The organism is Flavobacterium suaedae, from assembly GCF_014642915.1.
In the GTDB taxonomy this organism is placed as follows: Bacteria; Bacteroidota; Bacteroidia; order Flavobacteriales; family Flavobacteriaceae; genus Flavobacterium; species Flavobacterium suaedae.
Genome location: NZ_BMJE01000001.1, coordinates 152,955 through 173,411, shown reverse-complemented (window position 1 = coordinate 173,411; position 20,457 = coordinate 152,955). Strand labels below are relative to the sequence as shown.

At 34.7% G+C, this 20,457-nt stretch carries 22 protein-coding genes; 13 read left to right on the top strand and 9 right to left on the bottom strand.

Annotation, left to right across the window (positions count from 1 at the left end):
• Nucleotides 1–71 precede the first annotated feature (71 nt).
• Nucleotides 72–1,145 (top strand): 3-phosphoserine/phosphohydroxythreonine transaminase, encoded by a 1,074-nt coding sequence (serC, locus tag IEW45_RS00805; protein WP_188619322.1) that lies wholly within the window; start codon nt 72–74, stop codon nt 1,143–1,145.
• A 43-nt stretch (nt 1,146–1,188) separates the two neighbouring features.
• Nucleotides 1,189–2,139, top strand: coding sequence for a D-2-hydroxyacid dehydrogenase (locus IEW45_RS00800; protein ID WP_188619321.1), 951 nt, complete (start codon nt 1,189–1,191; stop codon nt 2,137–2,139).
• A gap of 86 nt (nt 2,140–2,225) precedes the next feature.
• Here the strand turns inward: IEW45_RS00800 and IEW45_RS00795 are convergent, their stop codons facing one another.
• Nucleotides 2,226–2,846, bottom strand: coding sequence for an L-threonylcarbamoyladenylate synthase (locus IEW45_RS00795; RefSeq protein ID WP_188619320.1), 621 nt, complete (start codon nt 2,844–2,846; stop codon nt 2,226–2,228).
• Nucleotides 2,847–3,069: 223 nt separating this feature from the next.
• Between IEW45_RS00795 and IEW45_RS00790 the strand changes: the two genes are divergently transcribed.
• From IEW45_RS00790 to IEW45_RS00775, 4 genes are all read left to right on the top strand, one after another.
• A complete protein-coding gene (locus IEW45_RS00790; protein ID WP_188619319.1) occupies nt 3,070–3,687 on the top strand; it encodes a hypothetical protein in 618 nt (205 codons plus the stop codon).
• Nucleotides 3,688–3,703: 16 nt separating this feature from the next.
• Nucleotides 3,704–4,207 (top strand): PRC-barrel domain-containing protein, encoded by a 504-nt coding sequence (locus IEW45_RS00785; protein WP_188619318.1) that lies wholly within the window; start codon nt 3,704–3,706, stop codon nt 4,205–4,207.
• Between the two features lie 183 nt (nt 4,208–4,390).
• Nucleotides 4,391–5,050, top strand: a complete 660-nt coding sequence (locus tag IEW45_RS00780) for a hypothetical protein (protein WP_188619317.1) — start codon at nt 4,391–4,393, stop codon at nt 5,048–5,050.
• Between the two features lie 6 nt (nt 5,051–5,056).
• Nucleotides 5,057–5,593, top strand: coding sequence for a hypothetical protein (locus IEW45_RS00775; protein WP_188619316.1), 537 nt, complete (start codon nt 5,057–5,059; stop codon nt 5,591–5,593).
• Nucleotides 5,594–5,604: 11 nt separating this feature from the next.
• Here IEW45_RS00775 and IEW45_RS00770 read toward each other — a convergent pair whose 3' ends face one another.
• A complete protein-coding gene (locus IEW45_RS00770) occupies nt 5,605–7,938 on the bottom strand; it encodes an ATP-dependent helicase (protein WP_505692156.1) in 2,334 nt (777 codons plus the stop codon).
• Nucleotides 7,939–7,990: 52 nt separating this feature from the next.
• Nucleotides 7,991–8,383 (bottom strand): ribosomal maturation YjgA family protein, encoded by a 393-nt coding sequence (locus tag IEW45_RS00765; protein WP_188619314.1) that lies wholly within the window; start codon nt 8,381–8,383, stop codon nt 7,991–7,993.
• 143 nt (nt 8,384–8,526) lie between these two features.
• Here IEW45_RS00765 and IEW45_RS00760 point away from each other — a divergent pair, with 143 nt between their 5' ends.
• A complete protein-coding gene (locus tag IEW45_RS00760) occupies nt 8,527–9,051 on the top strand; it encodes a DUF7935 family protein (RefSeq protein WP_188619313.1) in 525 nt (174 codons plus the stop codon).
• Nucleotides 9,052–9,128: 77 nt separating this feature from the next.
• On the opposite strand, the gene IEW45_RS00755 is transcribed toward IEW45_RS00760, so the two are convergent.
• Together IEW45_RS00755 and IEW45_RS00750 are read right to left on the bottom strand one after the other, a co-directional pair.
• Nucleotides 9,129–11,243 (bottom strand): M1 family metallopeptidase, encoded by a 2,115-nt coding sequence (locus IEW45_RS00755; protein WP_188619312.1) that lies wholly within the window; start codon nt 11,241–11,243, stop codon nt 9,129–9,131.
• A 13-nt stretch (nt 11,244–11,256) separates the two neighbouring features.
• Entirely contained in the window at nt 11,257–12,537 is a 1,281-nt protein-coding gene (locus tag IEW45_RS00750) for a hypothetical protein (protein WP_188619311.1), read from the bottom strand.
• Between the two features lie 121 nt (nt 12,538–12,658).
• On the opposite strand from IEW45_RS00750, the gene recG reads away from it, so the two are divergent.
• The 5 genes from recG to IEW45_RS00725 all read left to right on the top strand — a co-directional run bounded on the left by recG (nt 12,659) and on the right by IEW45_RS00725 (nt 18,187).
• Nucleotides 12,659–14,758: an ATP-dependent DNA helicase RecG gene (gene recG / locus IEW45_RS00745; RefSeq protein ID WP_188619310.1), complete on the top strand. Its 2,100-nt coding sequence runs from the start codon at nt 12,659–12,661 to the stop codon at nt 14,756–14,758.
• Nucleotides 14,759–14,847: 89 nt separating this feature from the next.
• Complete coding sequence (locus IEW45_RS00740; protein WP_188619309.1) at nt 14,848–15,261, top strand: lipocalin family protein; 414 nt, start codon at nt 14,848–14,850, stop codon at nt 15,259–15,261.
• 127 nt (nt 15,262–15,388) lie between these two features.
• The gene (locus IEW45_RS00735; protein WP_188619308.1) at nt 15,389–16,180 is read left to right on the top strand and encodes a glucose 1-dehydrogenase; all 792 of its coding nucleotides are present in this window, start codon (nt 15,389–15,391) and stop codon (nt 16,178–16,180) included.
• Nucleotides 16,181–16,357: 177 nt separating this feature from the next.
• Nucleotides 16,358–17,266 (top strand): mechanosensitive ion channel family protein, encoded by a 909-nt coding sequence (locus IEW45_RS00730; protein WP_188619307.1) that lies wholly within the window; start codon nt 16,358–16,360, stop codon nt 17,264–17,266.
• A gap of 54 nt (nt 17,267–17,320) precedes the next feature.
• Nucleotides 17,321–18,187, top strand: a complete 867-nt coding sequence (locus IEW45_RS00725; protein WP_188619306.1) for a bestrophin family protein — start codon at nt 17,321–17,323, stop codon at nt 18,185–18,187.
• Between the two features lie 108 nt (nt 18,188–18,295).
• Here the strand turns inward: IEW45_RS00725 and IEW45_RS00720 are convergent, their stop codons facing one another.
• On the bottom strand, nt 18,296–18,538 hold the full coding sequence (locus IEW45_RS00720) for a hypothetical protein (RefSeq protein ID WP_188619305.1): 243 nt from the start codon (nt 18,536–18,538) through the stop codon (nt 18,296–18,298).
• Entirely contained in the window at nt 18,532–19,470 is a 939-nt protein-coding gene (locus tag IEW45_RS00715) for an IS1595 family transposase (protein ID WP_188619304.1), read from the bottom strand. Before IEW45_RS00715 ends, IEW45_RS00720 begins: the two co-directional genes overlap by 7 nt.
• A 172-nt stretch (nt 19,471–19,642) precedes the next feature.
• Here IEW45_RS00715 and IEW45_RS00710 point away from each other — a divergent pair, with 172 nt between their 5' ends.
• Nucleotides 19,643–19,894, top strand: a complete 252-nt coding sequence (locus IEW45_RS00710) for a hypothetical protein (RefSeq protein WP_188619303.1) — start codon at nt 19,643–19,645, stop codon at nt 19,892–19,894.
• Here IEW45_RS00710 and IEW45_RS00705 read toward each other — a convergent pair.
• Both IEW45_RS00705 and IEW45_RS00700 read right to left on the bottom strand, forming a co-directional pair.
• A complete protein-coding gene (locus IEW45_RS00705; RefSeq protein WP_188619302.1) occupies nt 19,891–20,127 on the bottom strand; it encodes a hypothetical protein in 237 nt (78 codons plus the stop codon). The genes IEW45_RS00710 and IEW45_RS00705 overlap by 4 nt on opposite strands.
• Nucleotides 20,128–20,129: 2 nt before the next feature.
• Nucleotides 20,130–20,378 carry a helix-turn-helix domain-containing protein gene (locus IEW45_RS00700; protein WP_188619301.1) on the bottom strand — a complete coding sequence of 83 codons (249 nt, stop codon included), beginning with the start codon at nt 20,376–20,378 and terminating at the stop codon, nt 20,130–20,132.
• Nucleotides 20,379–20,457: the final 79 nt, after the last annotated feature.

The window sequence follows — 20,457 nt, the reverse complement described above, 5'->3', positions numbered from 1 at the left end:
TAAACAGTTTTAGTATACCAGTTTGATAGATAATTATGAAATTTGCATTTCATTCTTATCACATTTACGCAATGAAAAAACACAACTTCAGTGCCGGACCGTCTATACTACCAGAAGAGGTATTTAAAAAAGCCTCTCAGGCAGTTTTGGACTATAATAATTCAGGATTATCAATACTGGAAATATCCCATCGCAGCAAAGATTTTATAGCTGTTATGGAAGAGGCACAATCGCTGGCTCTGGAACTTTCAGGGTTATCAGGCAAAGGCTATAAAGCATTATTCCTTTCGGGTGGTGCAAGGCTGGAGTTTGACCGTATACCATATAACTTAATGAAAGTTAATGGTAAAGCTGCCTATATTGACTCAGGAAGTTGGGCTGCCGGAGCTATAAAAGAAGCCAAAATTTTTGGAGATGTTACCGTAGTAGGTTCATCAAAAGAAGATAATTATAGCTACATACCGAAAGGTTATACTATACCTGAGGACGCAGATTACTTCCACTGTACCAGTAACAATACTATTTATGGTACACAAATGCAGGAATTCCCCGAAACTAATGTACCTATAGTGTGTGATATGAGTTCGGATATTTTTTCCCGAACAATCGACTTTAGTAAATTCGGTATTATATACGCAGGAGCACAAAAAAATATAGGTCCCGCAGGAGTTACATTATTACTTATAAAAGAGGAAATTTTAGGTAAAACAGGCAGAACTATACCGGGAATGCTGGACTATCAGCAACATATCGAGAAAGAAAGCATGTACAACACCCCTCCCGTTTTTGCCACATATACTGCAATGCTTACCCTGCAATGGATAAAAGCTAACGGAGGTATTGAAAATATTGAGAAAAAAAATAATGAAAAAGCAGCACTGTTATATAACGAAATAGACAGAAACAGCCTGTTTACAGGAACGGCTATAAAAGAAGATCGTTCTAAAATGAATGTTACCTTTGTAACTGTTGAAGGAGTAAATACAGATGCTTTTGATAAACTGTGTAAAGACGCAGGTATTTCGGGTATCAACGGGCACCGTTCTGTGGGTGGCTACAGGGCTTCAATATATAACGCAATGCCTATTGAAAGTGTAAAAGTATTAATAAGCGTAATGCAGGAATTTGAAAAGAGTTTCAAATAAAGCGCATTAAATATAAATAGAATAAAAACGAGAACAGATAAATATGAAAGTACTGGCAAATGACGGAATTTCTAAAAGTGGTATTGAAAAACTGGAAGAAAACGGCTTTGAAGTAATAACTACAAAAGTAGCACAGGAACAACTGGCAAACTACATTAATAAAAATGATATTAGTGTATTATTAGTACGTAGTGCTACCAAAGTAACTAAAGAAGTTATAGATGCCTGCCCCGGTCTTAAAATTATAGGTCGTGGTGGTGTAGGCATGGATAATATTGCTGTGGACTATGCCCGCGAAAAAGGGGTAAATGTAATAAACACTCCTGCTTCATCTTCTGACTCTGTAGCGGAACTGGTATTTGCCCACCTGTTTACAGGAGTTCGTTTTTTACACGATTCTAACAGGCTTATGCCGCTTGAAGGCGAAACCAGTTTTAACCAACTTAAAAAGAGCTATGCTAACGGTAGCGAGCTAAGAGGTAAAACACTTGGCATTATAGGTTTAGGACGAATAGGTCGTGCTGTAGCACGTATTGCGCTTGGGCTTGGTATGCGTGTAATAGCATCAGATAAAGAACTGGGTACAGCAGAAATTAAAATTAATTTCTATAACGGGCAAACCATAAACATAGAGATTAAAACAGAACCTTTTGAGGATATATTAAAACATTCTGATTTTATATCGGTACACGTACCGGCACAAAACGGTTATTTAATAGGTGCTAAAGAACTTGATTTAATGAAAAACGGTGTAGGTATTATAAATGCTGCGCGTGGTGGTGTAATTGAAGAGGTAGCACTTGTAAATGCTTTAGATTCAGGTAAAGTTGCCTTTGCGGGGCTTGATGTATTTGAAGAAGAGCCAAAACCGGCAATACAGGTACTAATGCACCCAAAAGTATCGTTAACACCGCATATTGGTGCTGCTACTCTTGAAGCACAAGACAGAATAGGTACTGAGCTTGCTGAGCAAATAATAAGTATTTTAAAATAATTACTTTGCTTACATAGTATAGTATTAAAAAAGGCACTCATAATGAGTGCCTTTTTTATAGTTTATATATAATATCATTTTTTACATTAAAAAACATCAGGGTTTCCTTTACCTTCACGAACCACTTCCGGTTCGTCTCCTGAAAGGTCTATAATAGTAGAAGCTACGTTATCACCATATCCGCCGTCAATTACAGCATCAACCTGGCTTTGCCATTTTTCAAAAATCAGTTCAGGATCTGTAGAATACTCCAATACCTCATCATCATCGTGTATAGATGTTGAAATTATAGGATTACCTAATTGGCGTACAATTTCCAAAGCAATATTGTTATCAGGCACACGTATACCTACCGTTTTTTTCTTTTTAAACTCTTTAGGCAGGTTATTATTTCCCGGTAATATAAACGTATAAGGTCCCGGCAGGGAACGCTTCAGTATTTTAAATGTACTGGTATCAATTTGCTTTACATAGTCTGATAAATTACTCAAATCATGGCATACAAAAGAGAAATTAGCTTTTTCCAGCTTTACGCCTTTAATTCTTGCTATTTTTTCCAGCGCTTTAGTGTTGGTTATATCACACCCTAAACCATAAACTGTATCTGTAGGGTATATTATAATACCGCCATCACGAAGTATTTTAACTACTTTGGCTATTTCCTTTTCATTAGGATTTTCGGGATATATCTTTATAAATTGAGCCATGATAATACTGTATATAGTTGAGAAGTTAAAGTTACAAGTTTTTATTTTAATGTAATAAAGTACCTACTGTAAAAATACTGCTTTATCTGCCCTACTTCCCACTTAACTAATAAAACGATATATTAAAAATAACCCAAAGTTTGTTAATAATAGATTTGGAGATTTAGTTAATCAGTAAATTTACTTAAAACAATACTAATCAATAAATTAAAAATTAAAAACTATGGCTGAAATTAAAATTGAAAAGAAAAAAACGGTATGGCCCTGGATAGTGCTATTACTGCTTGTTATTGCAGGGGTAGTATATTTCTTGTTTTTCAGGGAAAATGAGGAAAATAACACCGAAGCAGAAGAGAATACCACCGTTGTGAACGATGTTATGCAAAGTGACATCGATCAGAACCAGTATGATGAATCAGGTAACACACAAATTGCCAGTTATGTCGATTTTATAGAGGAAAACAGAAGCAATATGGGACTTGACCATGAGTATACTAACGAAGCATTAATGAAGTTGATTAACGCTACCCAAGCAGCCGCTGATGATGCTGATTATGATATTAAAAAAGACATGGATGAGGTTAAGAAATATGCTGACAAGATAACTACTGACCCATATGAAACAAGCCATGCCGATACTATAAAGAAGGCTTTTGATAAACTTGCGGTAATACTCGAAAATATACAAGAACATACTAACCGTAACCTTGCTAGTGAGTCCGCAGCAGTGAAAGAAGCGGCATCAGCAATTAACCCGGATGAGCTTACGCTCGACCAAAAAAGCGAGGTGAAATCATTTTTTGATAAAGCCTCAACACTTTTAGAAAAAATGAACCAATAACCTAAATTAAAAAACTATGACTACAGATAAAAGAAATTTATACAGGCTCGACGAATTGTCTGATTATAAGGTGGCATCTCATTATTCAGATGTGAGGGATTGGGACCTTATAGATGCCGATAGCAATAAAATAGGAAAAATAGACAATTTATTAGTGAATAAAGCTACTGAAAGGGTTGTGTACCTTGATGTGGAAGTAAACGAAGAACTTATAAAAAAAGGACATGAGACCTATAATACGCCATCTAATGAAGGTGTACATGAATTTTTAAATAAAGATGGAGAAAACCATCTTATTGTGCCCATAGGAGCTGTTACTATAGATGATGATAATAAAAAGGTAGTAAGTAATCTTATTAACTTTGATACTTTTTCTAATACGAACCGATTTGAAAAAGGAGCTGCCATTGACAGGGACTATGAAGTAAAGATATTAGGGGTATATTTCCCCGAGGATAATGAATACCACGAGGATGATGATGATTTTTATAACAAAAGGCACTTTAACCATAAAAGATAATTTTTATATTTTTAGATAATACGTCTTTTAAAATAGCCAAAGTAGTATACTACTTTGGCTATTTTCTTTTCATTAAAGTTCTCGGTATAAAATTTTATAAATTACTACATTTAAAAAATATTTTTTTATCACAACAATACTGATTTTTATACATTATTCAGGTTCAGTTAAAACTATTAACCCGTGCAAAAAACAACTACTTACAAGCTTTTTATACCCGAAGATGAAACTTTTGATTCTATACTACAAAAACGAGATAACGGAGGTCGATTTGTGTTTTATGAATACCTTATACCCCGCCCTGTTATAGCTCCCGGAAGAGGTGCTTCAAAAATTTATTTTATAAGAGATGGGGAGAAAACTAATTATCATATTAAATATAATGTTTTAACATTGCTATGGGGCTGGTGGGGTTTACCTTTCGGACCTGCTTATATACCCAAAACTTTAAGCAATAACAAAACAGGAATTGATGTAACGGAAGATGTATACAACAACCTTACAGAAACAGATTTTAAACAGGGAAAAGTAGTAATAAAGAATATTGCTACAGCATTTATGCCAATAGATAAATCTTCCATGAAAGAGCTTACAAAGTGCCTGAAAAAATATAATAACAAAGTTCCTTTCAGCACACCTCCTGTAGTGGGGCTGTATATAGCTGATAATAATCCTGCTATAACAATAGGGCTGGCTAATGATGATGTACTTAAAGAAAATGACTTAATAAAAGCCTTATACAAATACTTTTATAAAAGTATGCAGTTTAAGTTTTTAAATATAAATGATGATTCTGAGTTAAGTAATAAATTGAAAAAGCAGGGAACAATAATTGAATTATAAAAAATAATGTTTCGACCAAGACCTGAATATGATACATTAAGCCATCATCTTTTATTTCTATTGATCGGTATAATTGTTATTGGAGTTGCAGTTAAAGATTTAAGCTCATCATTCACATCAAAATCAGAACTTATAGCTATAAAGGGAACTGTAGGGTATGTTAACATGAATTATAAAACTGTAAAAAACAGTCGTACCCGTCAGCCTAATTATATAACACATTTAACCTTTTATCTAAATCAGATCAAAAAAGAGTTTAAGCTTGTTGAACATGAAAAATACTCTGAAAAGCACATAAAAATAGCTAAAGGACTCAAACAGGCAGATTCAATTACCGTATGGATAAAGAAAAATGAGATAGAAAACTACAGTCCTAAAATTTTTGGTATAGATACAGACAGAAAAACATTACTCTCTTTTGAAGATGTAAGAACCGAAAATGGATACTTTCCTGTAATTTTCCTTTCTATGGGGTTACTATGCATTCTTTATTTTTTCTATTTACGCTATCCTGAAAAAATGAAAGAATTATTTTATGACTAATTAAATCGTCTCTACCCTATAACCTCCAACTTAGCAAAGCGTAATAGCAGTTTTTTAATACCACCTACATCAAAACGTATTTCAGCTTTTTTATCTGCGCCTACACCTTCCAGGTTAAGCACTTTACCTTTACCAAAACGCTCGTGCATTACTACGTTACCTACAGCCAGTTTAGTATCAGGCATGTTACTGTTACCGGAAGGTACAGATCTCGACATTGGTTTTAACCTGCGAATGTTAGCATCAGGTTTTGGTTCATCGTCTGTAGCCCATTTTGGTGGTGTACCGCTAACGGGTTTGTTTTGCCTGTATTTTGATTTGTCTACGTCACCAAAAATATCATTGTCTATCATAGACTTAAACTTATACCCTGTTTGAATAGGTGTAAGATGCTCTAAATAGTTTTCACTTATTTCTTCAATAAAGCGCGAAGGCTCACTATCTACCAGTTTACCCCAACGGTAACGTGACTGTGCATAGGTTAAATATGCCTGATATTCTGCCCGGGTTAAGGCAACATAAAACAGCCTGCGTTCCTCTTCCAGTTCGCTACGGGTATTCATACTCATAGCACTCGGGAAAAGGTCTTCTTCCATACCTACTACAAATACATAAGGGAACTCCAACCCCTTAGCTAAGTGAATAGTCATTAATGCAACCCTGTCTTCATCGCTGGTATCTTTATCCATATCGGTAGCCAGTGCCACATCTTCCAAAAATTCAGATAAAGCACCTCTTGCACCGTCTACTTCTTTTTGCCCTTCAATAAAGTCTTTAATACCATTAAGTAACTCTTCTATATTCTCTATACGGGCAATACCTTCGGGTGTAGCGTCTTTTTTGAGTTCCTGCACTAAACCTGTTTTCTTGGTAACATGGTCGGCAAGGAAAAAGGCATCCTGCGACTCATTTATTACCTGAAAACTTTTAATCATGGTAACAAAGTCACTTAATTTATTTTTTGTACCTGAATTTAACTTTAAGTCTATTCTGTCTATATTTTCCATTACCTCGAATATAGAACGGTCGTAATGGTTGGCCGCAATAGTAAGTTTCTCCAGTGTGGTATTACCTATACCCCTTGCAGGATAGTTAATAACCCTCATAAGGGCTTCTTCATCCTTGGGGTTAATAATCAGCCTTAAATAAGCTAATACATCTTTTATTTCTTTACGTTGATAGAAAGAAAGCCCACCATATATACGATACGGTATATCACGCTTACGGAGGGCATCCTCCATAGCACGTGACTGTGCATTGGTACGGTACAGAATAGCAAAATCGCCATTCTTTCGCTGTTCTTTCATTTTATGTTCAAAAATAGTACTGGCTACAAATCTACCTTCTTCACTATCGGTAAGGCTGCGGTGTACTTTTATTCGCGGACCGTCGTCGTTTGCTGTCCATACTACTTTTTCCAGCTTAACTTTATTTTTATCTATAATGGAGTTAGCTGCTTCTACAATATTTTTAGTAGAACGGTAATTTTGTTCCAGCCTGTACATTTCAACACCATCATAATCTTTCTGGAAATTCAGGATGTTATTAATGTTCGCCCCTCTAAAAGCATATATACTCTGCGCATCATCCCCCACCACACAAATATTCTGAAAACGGTCACTTAATGCTTTTACAATAAGGTACTGTGAGTGGTTGGTATCCTGGTACTCATCTACCAATATATACTTAAACCTGTCCTGATACTTCATCAACACTTCGGGGAAACGGTTTAATAGCTCATTAGTACGAAGCAGTAAATCATCAAAATCCATTGCTCCTGCCTTAAAACAACGGTCTACATACTTTTCATAAACCTCTCCTAAACGTGGTTTTTTAGACATGGCATCTGCTTCTTGCAATTCAGGATTATTAAAGTATGCCCTAACGGTTATAAGGCTGTTTTTATAGCTGGAAATACGATTCAATACCTGTTTAGGTTTATATACATCTTTATCAAGTTGCATTTCTTTAATAATAGATGATATAAGCCTTACACTATCTTGCGTATCATATATGGTGAAATTAGACGGAAAGCCTAATTTATCCGCCTCAAAACGAAGGATTTTAGCAAATATGGAGTGGAAAGTACCCATCCAAAGGTTCTTAGCTTCCGATTTACCTACTATATCAGCAATACGGCTTTTCATTTCGCGTGCTGCCTTGTTAGTAAAGGTAAGTGCCAGTATATTAAAAGGGTCTACTCCCTGACTCATTAAATAAGCTATCCTGGTAGTAAGTACACGGGTTTTACCTGAACCTGCTCCCGCAATAACTATCATTGGGCCATCCTTCTGCAACACAGGTGCTTGTTGCGCTTCATTTAACTGACTTATATACTGCTGAATCTCCATAATGCCTTTTAGAAAGTAGCAAAAATAACGATTTTGTATGAGAAAATTACCTTTTAAACTTATGTGATAATAGAAAATAATCTGATAGAAAAGCTAGCGTTATCCCTATTAAATAGGCTAACAAATCACTATACAAAAAACCTGAACCCAAAACTAATTTCCCGGGAGGTGTTTGCCTGATAGTGTTTATCCATTCTGCCTGATATAACTGGCTAAATTCTATTACATAACATATAAGTAAAGCTATTACTGCTTTATATAAGGGAGTCTTATTAGTAAACAGACATACTATATAATGCATCATAAAAGCATAAAGTGCATCTCCCGCGTATAAATTAAATACTTCAGGAAACCAATTTGCTTTTGCACGAACAAATAAGCCTAACCCAACAGTTATTATAATTACCGGTATATAAACTATATATTTTGAGTATTTCATAAAATTTAAAGCTGCTTCAAATATAATCGGAAAATATTGCCTTAGCCCCTATATTCATCAAAGTTTATTGCTATTTTAGCCCTTCATAATTTTTTATAGTAAAATCACGTTATAAAAAACGATAACTACCAAAACGTAACTTAATGGATTTAGACAATTTTTTAGAAATGCTTTTTGCTGTGCTACCTGCACTTATAACAGGTATAGTAGCCTATTACTTTTTTAAAATGCATACCGATAACGAAGAAGGTCGCCGTAGGTACTTAATACATAAAGAAGCACAAAAAGATACAACACCACTACGTTTACAAGCTTATGAAAGACTGGTTCTTTTTTCTGAACGTATTAACCCAGCAAAACTATTGGTAAGAATAGCTCCGCAATCATCAGATAAAGCTGCTTATGAAGATTACCTTATAGCACAGATTGAACAGGAATATGAGCACAACCTTACGCAGCAAATATATGTATCGTCTGAGGCTTGGGATATAATAACTACCAGTAAAAATGCCACAATACAATTGATTAGAAAATCAAATATGAGTGACAAGGTAGACAGTGCTAACAAGTTAAGAGAAGTTATGCTTACTGACCTTTTTGATAAGCAAAGCCCCAGTAGTATTGCTGTTGCTTACCTTAAAAATGAGGTTGCCGAAATGTGGCAATAGTTTAAAGCATAAATACTTATTTCAATAAAAAGCACTCCTAAAAGAGTGCTTTTTTATAATCTATCAGTTAATCAAAGTTACTCATCTAAAAGCTGCTGTAACTTTCGTTGTTCCGGTTCAGGTAAATCAGGCATAATTCCTTCAAAAAACTCACGATACCCCTCTTGCTTTAATAACTTACGGATACTCTCCCGCCCAAACTTAGCAAACTGCCACCTGTGGTGTAACGTAGCATTTACCAAATTTGCCCACACAATAGGGTCAGGTTTCCCAATATATAATAGGTTACTTAATGCATTTTGCCTTACCTTACTGGCATATCTTGGGGAGGCATATAGTTGTAACTCGGCATATATATCTGCTTTTTGTGCTTCTCTATATTCAGGAGTAGCGTATGCCAATGTTAGCCATAATATTCGCAGGTTTTTATCATTAAAACCTACCCATTCATCCGAAAGGTCTAAAAGTTCTTTTCGTTTTTCAGGAAAACGACTGTACAGTACATTTAAAGCTATCTCACGGTTTATATAAGATTCATCTTCCAGTAACGACTTGTATTCCTCATAATAATCATCCGGTATAGTGGTAAGCGTACGGGCAACAGCCTGCCTTAACTTTACATTACCGCTTTTCATAGCAAGTGTTATAAGTTCTTTTTTATCTTCAAAAGGTACTTCGGCAGTTTGTAATAATACTTCCTCTTTTACAGGATAATACATATCCGATTGCAATATTTGTTTAAATATAGGTCCTTTCTCTTTAAAACGTTTGTCTACCAGTTCACCCAGCTTAAAATACAACTGCATAAACTTATTCTCATTAAGAATATCAACCGCTTCTTTTACCGGAAATACAGAGCTTTCCAGCCAACGCTTTTTAAAGTCTTCCGTATCATAATTCGATACTTTATTTATCTCAGCTAAAAAATCATCCGTTTCTACATTTTTATAAGCGTATTTCTCCAGATAGTTTTTTACTGCTTTTCGGAAGGCATCTTCCCCTACTCCTTTTCGCAACACATGCAATGCCCAGGCACCTTTTTGATAATAGGTTAGTGAACTTGCTTCTTCGCTTAATATGGGAATAGTATCTGTTTTTGATGCTGAAACCATTTGCAGGCGTTCTGCCATATCATAAAGTTCATAATTAAAATGGTCTTCCCCGAAAAGTTCACGTTCTGCCAATAATGCATAGTACGTAGCAAAACCTTCCTGCAACCAGTGGTGCTTACCTGATTTTGCAGTAATTAAATTACCAAACCATTGGTGTGCCAGTTCATGCGCGTTTACATTAATATAAGTTCGGTCGTTAAACCCTATAGAATCGACAACAAAATCCTGAGAAAAAATTGTGGAAGTGGTGTTTTCCATGCCTGCATATAAAAAATCAATAGCAGGAACCTGCCTGTAAATATCCCAAGGATAGGGTACACCAATTTCTTCTTCAAAAAAATCGAATATCTGCTTACTGTAGCGGTATGTAGGCTCTATTTTACTTACATCATCAGGACGTATATAAAACTCCAACGGTGTATTTGATTTACTAATAGAACCTAAGCTCTTTTTATATTTCCCTATAGCCAGCATTACCAAATAGCTACTCATAGGTCGCTTCATTTGGTAGCTTACTTTTCGTAAAGGCTTATTTTCCATAACCTCATCAAAAGTTTTCTCTCCATTGGCTAGTATAGTATAATCCTTATCAAAAGTAATATCAAAACCGAAGATTACCTTTTCATTCATGTCGTCAAAGCTGGGCAACCAATGGCTGGTGTATTTCCCCTGCCCTTGTGTCCATATTTGCTGCTCTTTTCCGCCTTGGCATTCCGGGCAATCGAGTTTTATAAAATATAATGATTGTTTAGGCTGAGCGGAGTAACTAAACGTAATAGTATTTGCCCCTTTTTTATAACCTTTATACAATTTTAAAGCAGTAGCGGAATTTACCCAGCCTGATTTCTTACCATTAATTTTCACATCACTGAACTGCATATTACGGGCATCTATGTAAATAGTATCCGGCTTTTTGTTTTGAACTTCAAAAGTATAGGTAACATTACCGATTACTTTTTCCTGTGGTACATCAAAACGAAGCGAAGCATTACAGGCTTTAAAATCAACATTTTGATTTTGCTGTGCAAAAGCAATAGTACTTATATAAAGTAAAGAAATTAAAAAAAAGAATCTCTTCATTTTAAGTAAAAAATTAGAATATAGATTTATACTTCATTGCAATTATTTCAGATATCCTTCTTATCAAATAATAATATGGTAATAGTTTGTTATGATTACTTTGAGTTGGACTTATAGCTGAGCGTTCTCTCATTTCTCTAACATGAACTAAAACATTTCTAATTTTGTCTAATCTATCTGCTATATTTTCGAATAATTCACCTGTTTCTCTTTCTTTTCTAATTTTTTCAGATTTATTATCATTTGCATTTAAAAATAATTGTTCATAGAACTGTCTACTTTTTAATATTGGTTTTAGTTTATAACCTCCATCAAAAATAATATCTTCAGTAAAATATTCTATATTGCTCTCAATCTCATCATCTATATCTTCAATCCTTAAAAAATGTTTTATACAAGCTTTAAATTTCTCGCTATCTTTATTAATACCCTCTCTCAGTTCTTCTATAAGTAGTTTTGAATAGTAACTAGAATTATCTATAAAATTTGGATAAGAAATTATATTATTAATATTTCTCTTAGTATTGTCATTTATAAAGTAATAAGAAAAATATTCTATAACTTGATAATAAAATAAGTATTGAAGTCTTATATTACTGCTACTTTTTGCAACATGAAACAATTCAACAACGGTTTCATCTATGTCATTAATTATAAGTTTTTCAGGAAAAGGGTTTTTACGTAATAAACATGGCTTATTATGTTCAACTTCTTCAGACAAAGTATTATGTATAATAATTGTTGGAGAGTCCCTATCATAGTATTGCATATATATGTTTAAAAGCTTAAAAAAGTGATTGCAATCCTTTACTTTATTCAAAGCACCCTCTACGAAAAAGGAAACAACAACTTTGTCTTTAAAAAAATCTTTTAAAGCTGTACTCTGGCTTTCTATATTATAAAAATCTCTAATAATACTAAGATTTCTATAGCTAGCATCTCCAGGTGCATCTATCTCTTTAAAACCCTTACTAATTTCAACTAATAAATTACTCGGTTCAGCAAATTTTGTTTTATACTCGTTTCCATCATAAATAAAGGATAATTCTCTTCCAATTAACTTATGATTATGTGGTAAAATAGTAAAAATAAACTCGTAAGATGATTTTTCATGTAAAATAGCTGAAAACTCAGGAGGAAAATATTTATCATTAAATATTTCGAAGTTAAACTTATCAGGAAATTCTAATATAAAACTATCGTCATTCCAAAGTTTCTTAATTACATATTTACTATCGTTTCGTTCTACTTCAACTGTAGGATTAAGAACTTGCAATTTTTGTTGTAAACTCATTATTTAGTAATTTTTTCTTAATCAAATATAATATTTAAAAGTTAAATCTTAATTATAATAAGAAAAAGCTTAAGTTGCTATAATTAAATTTTAAAATTACCTTCGTGTTTTAAGCTTTTATATGAATAACCTTCTCGAAACTCCTATAGAATATCTTAAAGGTGTTGGTCCGGCACGTGGTGAACTGCTCAGGAAAGAGTTAGATATTCATAAATATGCCGACCTCGTTAACCTGTACCCCAACCGTTATATTGACCGTACCCGATATTACCGCATTAAAGAGTTACAAAACAGCGGTACCGAAGTACAAATAGTAGGTAAAGTCATCAATATAAAAACAATAGAGCAAAAGCGAGGCAAACGCCTTGTCGCTACGTTTACCGATGGCACAGGAGAAATGGAACTGGTTTGGTTTCAGGGGCAGAAATGGATTCGGGAAAACCTTAAAATAAATACACCTTATGTAATTTTTGGTAAGTGTAACTATTATAATGGGTTCAGTATGCCGCACCCTGAAATGGAACTGCTGGAGGAACACAAACAGAACCTGCGCACCGCCATGCAACCCATATACCCTAGTACCGAAAAGCTCACGCAACGTGGGGTAAGCAATAAAGTGGTAATGAAAATGATGATGCAGCTTTTCAGGGAAACGCAGGCTTTATTTAAAGAAACACTACCCGAAAAACTATTGCAGGAGCTTCACTTAATACCAAAAAATGCTGCGCTATTTAACATACACTTCCCGAAAAGTCAGGATTTGTTGGCTAAAGCACAGTTTCGATTAAAGTTTGAAGAACTGTTTTTTATTCAGCTACAGCTCATCAGTAAAAACCTTATCAGGAAACATAAAATAAAAGGTCATGCTTTTGATGTAATAGGCGAACATTTTAATGACTTTTATCAAAATCACTTGCCTTTCGAACTTACCAATGCCCAAAAACGGGTAATTAAAGAAATCCGTAACGATATGGGGCAACCCGTACAAATGAACCGGCTATTACAGGGTGATGTTGGCTCAGGTAAAACCATAGTTGCGTTAATGTGCATGCTAATAGCTATTGATAACGGATATCAGGCGTGTTTAATGGCGCCTACCGAAATTTTAGCCAATCAGCACTATACAGGGCTTACAGAACTTGCTGAACCACTTGGGCTAAATATTAAGATCCTTACAGGCTCAACCAAAACAGCCGAAAGAAGAATAATACATGAAGAACTGGAAAACGGTTCTCTCCAAATAATTATAGGTACACATGCGCTGTTGGAAGATAAAGTACAGTTCCACAACCTTGGTTTAGCCGTAATTGACGAGCAGCACCGTTTTGGCGTGGAACAACGCAGTAAACTGTGGCGTAAAAACACCATTCCGCCACATGTATTGGTTATGACTGCCACTCCTATTCCGCGAACACTTGCTATGAGCCTGTACGGCGATTTGGATATTTCCGTTATTGATGAACTACCTCCGGGGCGTAAACCTATAAAAACCGTACACCGTTACGACAGTAACCGCCTTAAAGTTTGGGCTTTCCTGAAAGAAGAAATAGCCAAAGGCAGGCAGGTATATATTGTTTATCCGCTAATTGAGGAAAGCGATAAAATGGACTATAAAGACCTGATGGATGGTTACGAGAGTATTTCACGTGATTTCCCGTTACCTGAATATAGTGTAAGTATTGTTCACGGGCGTATGAAACCCGCTGATAAAGATGCCGAAATGGAACGCTTTGCAAAGGGTAAAACCAATATAATGGTAGCCACTACAGTAATTGAGGTAGGTGTAAATGTACCCAATGCCAGTGTTATGGTTATAGAAAGCGCCGAACGCTTCGGGCTAAGCCAGTTGCACCAGTTACGAGGGCGTGTGGGGCGTGGTGCAGAACAGAGCTTCTGTATTATGATGACAGGTCATAAACTGAGCAATGACAGTCAAACCCGTATGGAAACTATGTGCCGTACTAATGATGGTTTTGAAATTGCGGAAGTAGACCTTAAACTACGGGGTCCCGGTGATATTATGGGTACACAGCAAAGCGGTGTGCTCAACCTGCAAATAGCCGATTTGGTAAAAGACAGGGATATACTATCACTGGCAAGGCAATACGCTATTAAAACTTTAAAAGAAGACCCTTCCCTATCTAAACCGGAACACGCTGCTTTAAAACACACGTATTTAGAGCTTACCAAAAAGCAAAACATCTGGAATTATATATCGTAGCTTTTATATTATAGTTGTGTTCAACGCAACCCAACTACTTTTTTATCATCTGTATAATAAAAATGCTAACCATTTAATATTATACAGTTATGAAAAAAATTGTTTTTCTGTTAACGTTGCTATTTTTAACCGTCTCTTGTAGTGATGATGATGACAACAAAACTACACCCCAACAATCTACTATTATAGGTACATGGCAACTTGTAGAGGTATACTTTGACCCAGGTGATGGTTCAGGTGATTTTACAGCAGTAGACAGTGATAAAACAATAACTTTTAATACTGACGCTACTGTTAGTTCTAACGGGGATTTGTGTACTATGGAAATTGAGGCTAGCACTGCTTCAAGCGGCACATATTCTGAAAACGATAATACATTGAACCTCAACTGTAATTTTAGCGAAGGAACTCCTCAAATTACTTATGAAATAAATGGTTCATATCTTATACTTAACTACCCATGCATTGAGGCATGTCAAATTAAATATTCAAAAGTTAATTAGTAAAATCACATATTATAGTAAGTAAAGAAACACTTAAACGCATGCTTTAACACTTGTTAATTAACGCCTCATTAACTCTAATAATACTACATGACTTATAATTTTATATGAAATTAAAATATAAATTATGAGCACATTTAAAGATAAAACAGTAATTATTACAGGAGGAGCCATGGGGCTTGGGTTAGCAACAGCTAAAGTATTAGCGAGAAAGGGTGCTAATCTTTCTATTATAGATTATAATGAAGAGGCACTTAACAAGGCTAAAGATGAAATAAGTAAAGAATCTCCTGATACAAAAATATTAACCATTATAGCTGATGTTTCTGATGAGCAAGCAGTTAAAAACTACGTAAATAAAACCGTTGACCACTTTGGTAAAATTGACGGCTTTTATAACAATGCCGGTATTGAAGGGAAACAAGCCCTGATTGCTGATTATGATGTTGAAATGTTTAAAAAAGTAATTGACATTAACCTAATGGGGGTTTATTACGGTCTTAAATACGTAATTCCTGTAATGCAAAAACAAGGTGGCGGCAAGATAGTAAATGTAGCTTCTGTTGGAGGTATAAGGGGTGTACTTAACGAGGTACCTTATGTTGCCAGTAAGCATGCTGTATCGGGTATGACAAAAAATGCAGCTATAGAGTATGGTAAGGATAATATTTTTACTAATGCCATTGCGCCCGGAGCCATCCTTACACCAATGGTAGCATCATCATTCAAGCAGGTAAATCCTGATAATCCTGAAGCTGCTGAAAAAGAATACTCGCAACGTAACCCTACAAGGCGTTTAGGTAAACCGGAAGAAGTAGGTAATTTAGTTGCCTTTTTATTGAGTGATGAATGCCAGTATGTAAACGGGCAAACTATAGCAATAGATGGTGGGGAGTCAAACCTCTACGGTAATTCATAAATAGCAAAAACAATAATAATAAAGAAGCAGCGGTGTTATGATGTAACACCGCTGTTTTTTGTAACTTCACTTTCAGACACTTTCTAAAATAATTATAAAAATGTGTGCATAACTACTCTGTAATTGATATTTTAGTGTTTTGAATTATAACAGCGGAAAACCTACAACCTAAAATATATGGATTTTAATATTGGCAGTATATCAGAGCTTATTACAGAAAAACTAGCAGGCTGGACCGAGGCACTTATAAAAATACTACCTAATCTGGTATTAGCTGTTATAATTACTGTTATAGGTTTTTTTATTGGTAAATGGATAAAGAAACTGTCTTTAAAGTTTATAAGCAAAATATCCCATAACATTACCTTAAATAACCTTTTCAGCACCATAATTTACTTTGTGTTTATTGGTGTTGTCCTTTTTACAGCCCTTAGCGTATTACAACTTGATAAAGCGGTAACTACAGCTTTGGCCGGTGCCGGTATATTAGGTTTGGCGTTGGCTTTCGCATTTCAGGATATTGCTACCAATTTTATGTCAGGTATATTTATATCATTCCGTAAGCCAATAAAAGTTGGCGATATTGTGGTAATTAAAGACTATATGGGTAAAGTGGTTGAAGTAAACCTTCGCGATACTATTATAAGTACATTTGGCGGGCAAACAGTTATAATTCCTAATAAAGAAGTTTTTCAAAACCCAATAGAAAACTACTCCTATCAAAACAGAAGACGTTTTGACCTTGCTGTAGGGGTTTCTTATGGAGAGGATTTAGAGAGGGTAAGACAAATTACACTTGATGCTGTAAAAGATATTAAGGAACTTTCTAAAACCGAAGAAACGACTTTCTTTTTTGAAGAGTTTGGCGACAGCTCTATTAATTTCAGTATAAGAATGTGGGTTAACTCTCCTGAACAGCTTACTTATAAAAAAGTAGGGAGTGAAGCCATTATAGCAATTAAGAAGGCATATGATGCTAACGATATTATGATTCCATTCCCTATTCGTACACTGGATTTTGGTATTAAAGGTGGCGAAAAACTTAGCGAAATGCAGGTAAATATTGCTGATAGTAAAAATGGGTAGCATTTTATAATAAAAATTGTAATTTTCGGCTCTTAATTAAATCAACATCATTAAATGATTTCCTATAACCCAAAAGAATGGTTTGCCTTTATATTTCAGTTTCATAAAGCCGATACATTTCGCAAACTACTTCCTTTAATGCTTGTATTGGCAGCGTATTCGGGTTTAATAGCCTATCTTGAAATAGAATACTGGCAAATAACAGGAAAAAGCCATATCAGTAATTTGAATATAGCACATGGTTTACTTGGGTTTGTAATATCGTTACTACTGGTTTTTCGTACCAACACAGCTTACGATCGCTGGTGGGAAGGCAGAAAAATGTGGGGAGCACTGGTAAATAATAGCCGTAACCTGGCAATAAAAGTTGCATCGATGATTAAAGGGAGTAGTGATAAGGCAGAGTTACGAAGCCTTATACCTGCTTATGCTCATGTGCTTAGTCTGCACCTTAAAGATGAAAAAATAACCCACTGGTTATTTGAGGAAGAAACATTACCTGAAGATGTATATAACCACAAACCCAACCAAATAGCTAAAACTATTATGGGTAAAATAAATGAGTTGTACGAAGCAGGAAAAATTACCGGTGACCAACTTATTGTCCTTAATGCTGAAATACAATCGCTTACTGATATTTGCGGTGCCTGCGAACGTATAAAAAACACACCTATACCCTACTCTTACAGTGTTTTTATTAAAAAGTTTATTTTCTTTTACGTAATGTCGCTACCATTTGGTTACTCATTTCACCTTGGGTATTATGTAGTACCTGTAGTAATGTTTGTGTTTTATGTGCTTGCCAGCCTTGAGCTTATTGCAGAAGAAATTGAGGATCCGTTTGGTAATGACCCTAACGATTTACCTACCGCCAAAATGGCCGATAACATCCGTAAAAACGTAGAGGAGCTTATATATTAAATTAAGGTAAGTATATACAAGTTTACACCAAATATAAGTAAGTAAAATCGTTAGTAAATAATAGCTCTCTAATGTTAGATAAAAACCTGGCTAGGACCAGGTTTTTTATTACTTCTGTGGATTAAAGTTGAGCGTTTGCTTTATCTTTAAGTCGAAATCGGTCATTTCCTCTACATCATCACTAGGGATTGTATCTTTAATAAATGACCCCAATGCCAAATGCCTTACCTTGTCGGGAGGAAATTTGGTATTAGGGAAAGCTTCTCGAATCTCATGTATATCGAAGTAAAGCACTCCATAATGCTCGATATAACTAATATTTTTCTCCAATAATTCTGCTTCTGTCAACATGATATCAAATCTTTAAATTTGGTTCGTACTCCTGAATTCAAATTTAAGAAATTAAACCGCTCATTTTGTTTTAACTTTCTTAAATTAAATCGAAAGACGAATTCATCAACGTATTTCTGCATGTGTTTCCTGCTCCACCAATTATAGATTCCATTGTATGCTCTCTTTAATATTCCCCAAAAGCTTTCGATTGAATTACTGTGAATCTCAGGGTTGTCATAATCGACATATTGCTTCTTTCCGTGGTCAACAACATGATGGTCATATCTGCTTTCTAATCCTTTATAGGCGTGCCATTCATCAGAAATGACTACGGCATCTCTTTCTAACACCTTATCAATAAATGGCTGTATACTCTCTCTCTTAGTGTCAGGGGCCACAATACATTTAACTTTACTTACTTCTCCACGTTGCAGGATTCCGACTACAGGTGTCTTATCTTTAAATGACCTACCTTGGGATGCCTTAACCTTTTTATCCTTGTGACGATTCTTATTCTTTCCACCAACAAAGGTTTCGTCACATTCAATTATACCTTCGAATTTTTCGGCAGGATTGTTCTCTATTCCGAAGCAAGCTCTTATCCTTTGCAGCATGAACCAAGCTGTCTTTTGGGTCACTCCGATATCTTTACTAAGTTGTATTGAACTGATTCCTTTTTTATGAGATGTAATAATCCATACTTCCAGAAACCATCTCTGGAGAGATATCTTAGTATTATCATACATCGTACCTGTACGTACATTGAAATATTTACCTGTAGTTTTGCATTTGTATTTATCACCCGCACAGGTATAAACTTTACTTGTGGGGTCAAATGGTGATATTGGTCTTCCTGCCCATCTAAGCTGTTCTAGGTACTTTATGCAGGATTGTTCATCAGGGAATGCTCTAGCAAGGTCAAACATAGATTGGATATTAGTATCAAACATAAGCGATAGTTTGGAGTTACTAACAAAAGTAAAAATTCGTTTCTAAAAATTTTCCTAAACAAACTATAACTATTTGATAATTAATATTTTGTAATAAAAAATAATTGTTAATTTTTTTTACATTAATATTTACTCTTGGTTATTTAGATATTAGATTTAATAAAAAAGCGATATGAAAACAGCAACTATAATTCTGCCTAATGGTAAAGGCAATTATCGAGAACTTCTAAATAAATATGAGAGTTATACTTATAAATTTGAAAACGAACAACTCAAAATCTCATTCCTAACTGAGAAAGATATGTATGACCTTTCAACAAATATAAGAAACCTCTTAAGCGAAGAAGATATAAATGTTGAAGATAAGCTTTGGCTTATCAAGCAATATCTAAATGATATTAGATTAGAAAAATTTGATGATTAACTTGCATTAATTAATCGAACAATAGTTTGCAAAGGTAAAGGTATTTTTTGGTGTGGTGGTGGAGTAATGCTTCTAATCGTGCCGTTAATCTTATATGTCATATTACCATCTTCACCAGTTCCAACTAAGGTACCAATTTCAACAAAAGTGTATCTGCTATTGCTGTAAGTTAATTCTCTACCTACAAGTGGACGAGCAGTTTCTATTAAGCTTTCAGCTTCTTCTTTAGTCATACTTATATTCCTTTAAAAATTTCATTGTAATCATCCAATCCTAAAGCCAAAGCTATACGGATTAATTTATCCGTGCCCATTACTACTGATGGACCATTTGGACCACCGATATATCTGCGGAAAGTTTCAATATCGATTTGAGCTTTATTGGCAACCTCAGTAGCTTTTAATCCTTTATCCTCAATTAAGCGTTTAATGTTTTTGGCTACAATCTTAATATTCTCTGGTATTTCTGATTTCCTTTCTCGCATAGGATAAAGGTAAAATCATAATGAATTGTATTCAATGATATATAAATCATGACACATGTATCATTTTATAAAAATAACT

Bases quoted from the DNA above. Each gene is read 5' to 3' on its own strand.
- IEW45_RS00755 (WP_188619312.1), bottom strand. From the start codon at position 11,243: ATGAAGAGATTCTTTTTTTTAATTTCTTTACTTTATATAAGTACTATT.
- serC (WP_188619322.1), top strand. From the start codon at position 72: ATGAAAAAACACAACTTCAGTGCCGGACCGTCTATACTACCAGAAGAG.
- IEW45_RS00720 (WP_188619305.1), bottom strand. From the start codon at position 18,538: ATGTTGACAGAAGCAGAATTATTGGAGAAAAATATTAGTTATATCGAG.
- IEW45_RS00715 (WP_188619304.1), bottom strand. From the start codon at position 19,470: ATGTTTGATACTAATATCCAATCTATGTTTGACCTTGCTAGAGCATTC.
- IEW45_RS00775 (WP_188619316.1), top strand. From the start codon at position 5,057: ATGTTTCGACCAAGACCTGAATATGATACATTAAGCCATCATCTTTTA.
- IEW45_RS00790 (WP_188619319.1), top strand. From the start codon at position 3,070: ATGGCTGAAATTAAAATTGAAAAGAAAAAAACGGTATGGCCCTGGATA.
- IEW45_RS00710 (WP_188619303.1), top strand. From the start codon at position 19,643: ATGAAAACAGCAACTATAATTCTGCCTAATGGTAAAGGCAATTATCGA.
- IEW45_RS00785 (WP_188619318.1), top strand. From the start codon at position 3,704: ATGACTACAGATAAAAGAAATTTATACAGGCTCGACGAATTGTCTGAT.
- IEW45_RS00760 (WP_188619313.1), top strand. From the start codon at position 8,527: ATGGATTTAGACAATTTTTTAGAAATGCTTTTTGCTGTGCTACCTGCA.
- IEW45_RS00740 (WP_188619309.1), top strand. From the start codon at position 14,848: ATGAAAAAAATTGTTTTTCTGTTAACGTTGCTATTTTTAACCGTCTCT.
- IEW45_RS00700 (WP_188619301.1), bottom strand. From the start codon at position 20,378: ATGCGAGAAAGGAAATCAGAAATACCAGAGAATATTAAGATTGTAGCC.
- IEW45_RS00795 (WP_188619320.1), bottom strand. From the start codon at position 2,846: ATGGCTCAATTTATAAAGATATATCCCGAAAATCCTAATGAAAAGGAA.
- IEW45_RS00730 (WP_188619307.1), top strand. From the start codon at position 16,358: ATGGATTTTAATATTGGCAGTATATCAGAGCTTATTACAGAAAAACTA.
- IEW45_RS00800 (WP_188619321.1), top strand. From the start codon at position 1,189: ATGAAAGTACTGGCAAATGACGGAATTTCTAAAAGTGGTATTGAAAAA.
- IEW45_RS00725 (WP_188619306.1), top strand. From the start codon at position 17,321: ATGATTTCCTATAACCCAAAAGAATGGTTTGCCTTTATATTTCAGTTT.
- IEW45_RS00765 (WP_188619314.1), bottom strand. From the start codon at position 8,383: ATGAAATACTCAAAATATATAGTTTATATACCGGTAATTATAATAACT.
- IEW45_RS00705 (WP_188619302.1), bottom strand. From the start codon at position 20,127: ATGACTAAAGAAGAAGCTGAAAGCTTAATAGAAACTGCTCGTCCACTT.
- recG (WP_188619310.1), top strand. From the start codon at position 12,659: ATGAATAACCTTCTCGAAACTCCTATAGAATATCTTAAAGGTGTTGGT.
- IEW45_RS00735 (WP_188619308.1), top strand. From the start codon at position 15,389: ATGAGCACATTTAAAGATAAAACAGTAATTATTACAGGAGGAGCCATG.
- IEW45_RS00750 (WP_188619311.1), bottom strand. From the start codon at position 12,537: ATGAGTTTACAACAAAAATTGCAAGTTCTTAATCCTACAGTTGAAGTA.